Origin of the sequence: Pseudomonas sp. Sample_20 (genome assembly GCF_004307585.1) — a bacterium.
GTDB lineage: Bacteria > Pseudomonadota > Gammaproteobacteria > Pseudomonadales > Pseudomonadaceae > Aquipseudomonas > Aquipseudomonas atacamensis.
This window is the reverse complement of sequence record NZ_RCOA01000122.1, coordinates 103,058-109,854: the sequence shown is the minus strand read 5'-3', so window position 1 is coordinate 109,854 and position 6,797 is coordinate 103,058. Positions and strand designations below refer to the sequence as shown.

The window sequence follows — 6,797 nt, the reverse complement described above, 5'->3', positions numbered from 1 at the left end:
CCTCCCTTCAAGTCCTACCATACAAGCGAGCCTGCTCGCGAAGGCGTCGTGTCAGAGAAAGATGAGCTGGCTGACTCACCGCTTTCGCGAGCAGGCTCGCTCCCACAGGGGAATGCGGTGTTTGAGTTATTGATCCGCCGTCTGCATCCCCGCTCGTGTCGATCTGCCCAGTGCATGAGCAAAAAACCGTCCGGCCTCGGAGATCAGGTTGCGGTGAATATCCTCGCGATCCACCCCGTCGGCATCGGTGCACAATGCCGGCATGGCGCGGATCTGCTCTTCGGTGCACGGCGCCATGAACACGAAGTGCCCTGCCCCGGCCAGCAGTTTGAAGTCCGGCGCGGTGGGCAGTTTGCGCGCCAGGGCCGCAGCGTTTTTATCGAAGGCCACCAGTTTGTCGCCGTCGCCGCTGTAGAGCAGCACCGGTACGTGCACATCGGCGAGGGTGTGGCGGCCGAACTTCAGGCTCAGCGGCGCCATCAGCAATAACGCGTGAACCCGTGGATCGGCCACCGGCTGCAAGTCATCGCGATCGACAATCAGCTCGCCCTGGGTGTTGCAGGCGTCGTGATCGTCCGGGCGTTCCTGGCAATAGCGGCGCAGACGATCCAGATCCGGTTGCGCCCCGGAAAGAATCAGCGCGGTCTCGCCACCGGCCGAATAACCGATCACACCGACCTGATCAGCATTGACGAACGGCGCCAGCATGTTGTCGGCGAGGGTCGCGGTAATCGCTTGGGAAATCTGGATTGGCCTCCCGTAGAGATTACTCAACGTGCCAAGTCGGCTGTGGTCGCGCCAGTTGTCGCCGGGATGAATCACCGCCACCACGACAAACCCTTTGCGCGCCAGTGAAGTGGCCAAGTCATGCAGGGCCAGCGGCGTACCGGTGTTGCCGTGGGACAGCATCAACATCGGAAAGCGGCCGATCGCGACTTTGGTGTCTTCTCCAGCCTCGACCGAATAGCCCTCAAGCAAGCTCATGTGCTCACGGTCACTGGACGGGTAAAAAGCGATGGCGCGCATCGGTTGCAAATCGAGCGGGTCGAGAAAGGTCATCTCGTGATAACCGACGCTCCAGACAGGGTGGCGCCCCGGTGCGGCCTGCACTGAATTCAGGCTGGCCAGCAGGCAAATCAGCAACAGTGCACAAAGATGCCTCATGAATGCCCTACCCTGTTGGACCACATCGTCGGATGTGCTGAAACTGCATAACCCGGGCCAGATTATGTAACAGCCAGAAACAAAAAACTCCGTATTCGGCCCTTGCGGAACCAGAATACAGAGTTTTTGGGGGATTACCTGAACATCAGCTGTTCTTTACGCAAGCCTTACGCGGCGGCGAACAGTTGCTCGCTGATCTTCGCTTGCGCAGCGCTCATGGCGTTGTTGCGCACTTCTTCGCCATAGGCCAGACCTTCAGCGCGGACGATTTCGATATCGGTGATGCCGAGGAAGCCCAGTACCAGCTTCAGATATTCTTCGTGAGCGATGCCGCTGGCCTGACCGGCGTGGATGCCACCGGAAGTCGACACGATCACCACTTTCTTGCCACCGCACAGGCCTTCAGGGCCGGCTTCGGTGTAGCGGAACGTCTGGCCGGCGACGGCAACGCGGTCGATCCACGCTTTCAGTTGGGTTGGAACGGTGAAGTTGTACATCGGCGCGGCAATGACTACGGCGTCGGCCGCGATGAATTCGGCCAGGGTCGAAGCGCTCAGCTCGGCTTCGTGCTGTTGCGCAGCGTCGCGCAGTTCGGCGGTGGTGCCGGCGGCAACCAGCGTGGTCGACGAGAAGTGGCTGATCGCATCGGCGGCCAAGTCGCGGTAGGTGACTACGGCGCTCGGCTCGGCAGCTTGCCAGGCGTCGACGACTTGACGGCTCAACTGACGGGAAGCCGAGTTGTCGCCGAGAATGCTCGAATCGATGTGCAACAGTTTCATGTGGGTTCTCCTGAAAGAATCGCCGGCGGCGACGGAATGGAGACAATCCTACGCAACAAACCAATAGCTGATTAGTCGCCGACAATGCGATAGTTCGTCCCATTGATAGAACGACTGGAAACACGTATGCAGGACCTTAACGATCTCTACTATTTCGCCAAAGTGGTTGAAGCCGGCGGATTTGCCGCCGCCGGGCGCCTGCTCGGCATTCCCAAGTCACGGCTTTCAAGAAGGATTGCCGAACTGGAGGAACGCCTCGGCGCACGTTTGCTGCAACGCACCACCCGCCAACTCAATCTCACTGCCGTCGGTGAACGCTATTTGCGCCACTGTCAGGCGATGTTGCTGGAAGCGGAGATGGCTGACGAAGCGGTGGCGAGCATGTCCAGCGAACCGCGTGGACGCTTGCGGGTGTCGTGCCCTACCGGCCTTGCCCATGAAATGCTGCCGACGGTGATCAGTGACTTTCTCGGCAAGTTTCCGCAGGTGCAGCTGGAGGTCGTACTGCTCAACCGCCGGGTCGATCTGGTCACCGAAGGCATCGATGTTGCTTTGCGTGTGCGCGATCACGGCGATGAAGACCCGTTGCTGGTCACCCGCCGCTTGCGTCAGGCCCAGGCGGTGGTGATCGCCAGCCCGGCGTTCATGCAAGGCAAGACCATCAATCATCCGCAGGACCTGAAAACCCTGCCAGTGCTCGGCGCGCTGGAAGCCGATCGCATGGTGCATGTGCGCCTGCTCGATCAACAAGGCAAGAGCGTCGATCTGAGTATGGAAGCGCGGCTGGGCATTGATGATTTCGTGGTGCGCAAGGCCTGCGTCCTGGCCGGTCAGGGTTTTACCGTGCTGCCGATGATGTTCTGCGAAACTGAATTGCGTAACGGCACACTGGTGCAAGTGCTGCCGCAATGGTCATTGCCTGGCGGCTGGCTGCAAGCGGTGTATCCGCATCGGCGCGGGGTAATGCCGGCGGTGCGCGCATGGATTGATCACCTGGTCGAATCGTTCAATGCCTGCGGGGACAGATTTCTATGAAACAAGGAAGAATGAGCGAAGCCGAGGTTGCCGAGTTTTGTCTGGCCCTGCCCGGCGCGCGGGAAGATTACAAATGGGGCGGCGTGCGGGTGTTCTCGATTGCCGGCAACAAGATGTTTGCCTTGCAGGGATTACGTGGTGATTCGCTGGCGTTCAAGGTCGACAAGGACCTGTTTCTCGGCCATTGCGACCGCCCGGGGATTCATCCCGCGCCGTATCTGGCGCGGGCGCAGTGGATCATCATGCACCCGCCCTACCCGCTGGGTGCCGAGGAATTGCAGGGTTTGTTGCAGCGATCGCATCAACTGGTGGTGAGCAAGTTGCCTAAGAAAACGCAAATCGGCCTGTTGCTGTAAACCCGGTCCCGTGTAGGAGCTGCCGAAGGCTGCGATCTTTTGATTGTGCTTTGATCGTTCCCACGCGCAGCAAAGGAATGCAGCCGGGGACGCTCTGCGTCCCAAAAGATCGCAGCCTTCGGCAGCTCCTACAGGGGTAAGTGGGTTCTTTAGATCAAAGACAACAGGTTGGAACCGAGAAAAATCTGGTCAATCCAGAACACCTGATGCAACAACACGATCGCCCAGAACAGAATCTGAAACGACACCTTGCGCGTCTTGTGCCGAAACACCTGCTGCGCGATCAACGCTCCCGGCCAGCCGCCCGCCAGCTCTACCGCATGCAGGATGTTTTCCGGGGTGCGCCAGGCATTGGCGCGGGCCTTGCGTTTGTCGGCCCAGTACAGAAAGAACGCCAGCACACTGACAATCCCGTACGCCGCCAGCGGCACCCGCGAGATGCCGCTGAGCCACATCGACAGCGAGCCGAACAGCGGCAGCGCGCAGACGATCAGCAACACAACAAGCTTCAATTTCAGATGCTGAACGCGCCCGCCTGAAGGTCGCCCCTCAGGGCGGCGCGTGCGGGAATCGTTCATGCCTTGGCCGCCGACCAGTCCACCCAGCCGAACTGCCAGGTCGCCAGAATGAACAGGCCGAAGGCAATCCGGTACCAGGCAAAGGCTGCGTAGCTGTGGCTGCCAATGAACTTGAGCAGGCCGCGCACAGCAATCATGGCGAAGATGAACGCCGTGACAAAACCAATGGCGAATACCGGGAAATCCGCCGGCACGAACAGGTCGCGGTATTTGTAACCCGAATACACCGCCGCACCGACCATGGTTGGCATGGCGAGGAAGAAAGAAAACTCGGTGGCCGTCTTACGCGACAGGCCGAACAGCAAGCCGCCAATAATCGTCGAGCCGGAACGCGAGGTTCCGGGAATCATCGCCAGGCATTGCGCGAAGCCGATTTTCAGCGCGTCGGTCCAGCGAATCTCGTCGACGGTTTCGGCGTGGACTTCATGCTGGCGCTGTTCGGCCCACAACATGATGATCCCGCCGATGACCAGCGCCGCCGCCACGGTGATCGGGTTGAACAGGTATTCGTGAATCAGATCGGCAAAGATCACCCCCAGTACCACCGCCGGGAGAAAGGCGATCAGCAGGTTGGCGGTGAAACGCCTGGCGCTCGGCTGGGTCGGCAGGCCGATCACCACGTCGAGAATCTTGCGGCGAAATTCCCAGACCACCGCGAGGATCGCGCCGAGTTGGATGATGATATTGAACGCCATGGCCCGTTCGCCGCCGAAGTTCAGCAAGTCGGCGACAATGATCTGGTGTCCGGTACTCGAAATGGGCAAAAACTCCGTCAGCCCTTCTACAACTCCTAGAATCAGTGCCTGCAAGGCGGTCCAAAGATCCATCAATCCCCCAGAGAGCGATGCGCGCGGGCATGCCCCGATAGTATTTTTTCGTTCACTGCGTCCAGCGTAGCCGGTAAAAGCTGTAGCGATTGCGCGCGCACAGGATCCACACGAAACGGTAAAAATTCCGTGAAATATCAAAACCGGATTCAGGTTTTCGCGCGCGGGGCCGAAATCCTAACAGACAAGCCTTAATAGCGCTCCCCGCGTTAGGCGGCTCAAGTCGCGCAATCGCGAGCCCACAGTGGTGGCTGGATGCTGGCGATCGTTTATTACAAGAACAAGAATCCGGAGTGACAGCGTTATGAACAGCTTGCGCAGTGTGTCGATCAGCCGACGCTTGTGGCTCATCTTGATCGTGGCGGTGGTCATGTTGCTGACCTTGGGCGTGCTGATGCTCAAGCAGATCCATGACGACCTCTACCACGCCAAGGCGCAGAAAACCCAGCACGTGGTGCAGACCGCCAGTGGCCTGCTGACTTATTACCACGGCCTGGAAACCGCCGGCACCCTGACCAGGGATGCCGCGCAAAAGCAGGCGCTGACCGCGATCCGTGGCCTGCGCTACGACCAGAGCGACTACTTCTGGATCAACGACCTCACGCCCGTGATGGTCATGCACCCGACCAATCCCAAGCTCGAAGGCCAGAATCTTTCGGCGATCCGCGACCCGGACGGCTTTGCGGTGTTCAACGAGATGGTCGCCATCGCCAAGGCCAAAGGCGCGGGCATGGTCAATTATCGCTGGCCGAAACCGGGGGCGACTGATCCCGTTGCGAAGACCTCGTATGTGAAGCTGTTTGAGCCGTGGGGCTGGGTAATTGGTTCCGGCGTTTACGTCGACGATGTGCAGGCAGAATTCCAAGGACAAATGATCAAGGCGTCGGCGATCGGCCTGGCGATTGCGCTGATCATGGCGCTGCTGGTGATCCTGATCGCACGCAGCATTGTCCGTCCGTTGCAGGAAACCGTGAATGCGATGGCCAACATCGCCAGTGGCGAAAGCGACCTGACCCGCAGCCTTGATACCCACGGCAAGGATGAAGTCACCGAACTGGCCCATCACTTCAATGCCTTCACCGCCAAGCTGCGCCGAGTGATTGGTGATCTGCAGGTCTCGGCCAGCGCTCTGGGGCAGTCTTCCAGCGAGCTGGGCAACGATGCCTCGCAGGCGCAGCAGCGCAGTCAGCAGCAATCGCAGCAGATGGAATTGGTGGCCACGGCGATCAACGAAGTCACCTACGGCGTGCAGGACGTGGCGAAAAACGCCGAACACGCCGCCGCAGAAATGCGTGATGCCGAAGCGCAGGCGCAACAGGGGCAGATCAACATTGACGGCAGCCTGCAACAGATCGACAAGCTCTCCGGCACGATCGATCAGGCGGTGGAAGTGATCCGCACCCTGGCGGCGGAGAGCACGCAGATTGGCAGCGTGCTGGAAGTGATTCGCTCGATTGCCGAGCAGACCAACCTGCTGGCCTTGAACGCGGCGATTGAAGCGGCGCGCGCGGGAGAACAGGGTCGCGGGTTTGCCGTGGTGGCCGATGAGGTGCGCTTGCTGGCCCAGCGTACGCAGAAATCGACGGCGGAGATTCAGTCGATGATCGAGCGTCTTCAGAATCATTCGGAGGCTGCGGTGAAGGTGATCGGCGACAGCAGCAAGGCCTCGCAATTGACCATCGAACAGGCGGGACTGGCCGGGGCGAGCCTTAATGCGATTGGCCAGGCGTTGCGTAATCTCAACGGTCTGAATGCGTCGATTGCCAGCGCTACCTTGCAACAGGCGCAGGTGGTTGAGGACATCAACCAGAACGTGACCCAGGCGGCCGGGCTTTCCCATAGCACCGCGTTGGCGGCTGAGCAGTCGAGCGCGGCCAGCCTACGGCTTGGGCAACTGAGCGAACAGCTCAACGGGTTGCTGCGCCAGTTCCGGGTCTGACCGGTCACCGAGGTGAGCCCACCCCTCACCCCAGCCCTCTCCCCGAGGAGAGGGAGCAGATCATTGCGCTTTTCATGATCTGCGTTCGACGCGATATTCCAGGTCGGCGTACCTCGACC

The 6,797-nt window shown here is 60.0% G+C and carries 7 protein-coding genes; 3 read left to right on the top strand and 4 right to left on the bottom strand.

Annotation, left to right across the window (positions count from 1 at the left end):
• Nucleotides 1-126: 126 nt before the first annotated feature.
• Entirely contained in the window at nucleotides 127-1,164 is a 1,038-nt protein-coding gene (locus tag D8U70_RS24065; RefSeq protein WP_071172407.1) for a dienelactone hydrolase, read from the bottom strand.
• A 167-nt stretch (nucleotides 1,165-1,331) separates the two neighbouring features.
• On the bottom strand, nucleotides 1,332-1,943 hold the full coding sequence (locus D8U70_RS24060; protein WP_016774691.1) for an FMN-dependent NADH-azoreductase: 612 nt from the start codon (nucleotides 1,941-1,943) through the stop codon (nucleotides 1,332-1,334).
• Between the two features lie 126 nt (nucleotides 1,944-2,069).
• On the opposite strand from D8U70_RS24060, the gene D8U70_RS24055 reads away from it, so the two are divergent.
• Nucleotides 2,070-2,978 (top strand): LysR substrate-binding domain-containing protein, encoded by a 909-nt coding sequence (locus D8U70_RS24055; RefSeq protein WP_122507325.1) that lies wholly within the window; start codon nucleotides 2,070-2,072, stop codon nucleotides 2,976-2,978.
• The gene (locus tag D8U70_RS24050; RefSeq protein WP_016774690.1) at nucleotides 2,975-3,334 is read left to right on the top strand and encodes an MmcQ/YjbR family DNA-binding protein; all 360 of its coding nucleotides are present in this window, start codon (nucleotides 2,975-2,977) and stop codon (nucleotides 3,332-3,334) included. Before D8U70_RS24055 ends, D8U70_RS24050 begins: the two co-directional genes overlap by 4 nt.
• A gap of 149 nt (nucleotides 3,335-3,483) precedes the next feature.
• Here the strand turns inward: D8U70_RS24050 and D8U70_RS24045 are convergent, their stop codons facing one another.
• Together D8U70_RS24045 and D8U70_RS24040 are read right to left on the bottom strand one after the other, a co-directional pair.
• On the bottom strand, nucleotides 3,484-3,912 hold the full coding sequence (locus D8U70_RS24045; protein WP_130929911.1) for a DUF1294 domain-containing protein: 429 nt from the start codon (nucleotides 3,910-3,912) through the stop codon (nucleotides 3,484-3,486).
• Entirely contained in the window at nucleotides 3,909-4,739 is an 831-nt protein-coding gene (locus D8U70_RS24040) for an undecaprenyl-diphosphate phosphatase (protein ID WP_016774688.1), read from the bottom strand. Before D8U70_RS24040 ends, D8U70_RS24045 begins: the two co-directional genes overlap by 4 nt.
• A gap of 304 nt (nucleotides 4,740-5,043) precedes the next feature.
• Between D8U70_RS24040 and D8U70_RS24035 the strand changes: the two genes are divergently transcribed.
• Complete coding sequence (locus tag D8U70_RS24035; protein WP_071172404.1) at nucleotides 5,044-6,678, top strand: methyl-accepting chemotaxis protein; 1,635 nt, start codon at nucleotides 5,044-5,046, stop codon at nucleotides 6,676-6,678.
• Nucleotides 6,679-6,797: the final 119 nt, after the last annotated feature.

Excerpts from the sequence above, each read along its gene's own strand:
- D8U70_RS24065 (WP_071172407.1), bottom strand. The coding sequence starts at position 1,164 with ATGAGGCATCTTTGTGCACTGTTGCTGATTTGCCTGCTGGCCAGCCTG.
- D8U70_RS24060 (WP_016774691.1), bottom strand. The coding sequence starts at position 1,943 with ATGAAACTGTTGCACATCGATTCGAGCATTCTCGGCGACAACTCGGCT.
- D8U70_RS24055 (WP_122507325.1), top strand. The coding sequence starts at position 2,070 with ATGCAGGACCTTAACGATCTCTACTATTTCGCCAAAGTGGTTGAAGCC.
- D8U70_RS24050 (WP_016774690.1), top strand. The coding sequence starts at position 2,975 with ATGAAACAAGGAAGAATGAGCGAAGCCGAGGTTGCCGAGTTTTGTCTG.
- D8U70_RS24045 (WP_130929911.1), bottom strand. The coding sequence starts at position 3,912 with ATGAACGATTCCCGCACGCGCCGCCCTGAGGGGCGACCTTCAGGCGGG.
- D8U70_RS24040 (WP_016774688.1), bottom strand. The coding sequence starts at position 4,739 with ATGGATCTTTGGACCGCCTTGCAGGCACTGATTCTAGGAGTTGTAGAA.
- D8U70_RS24035 (WP_071172404.1), top strand. The coding sequence starts at position 5,044 with ATGAACAGCTTGCGCAGTGTGTCGATCAGCCGACGCTTGTGGCTCATC.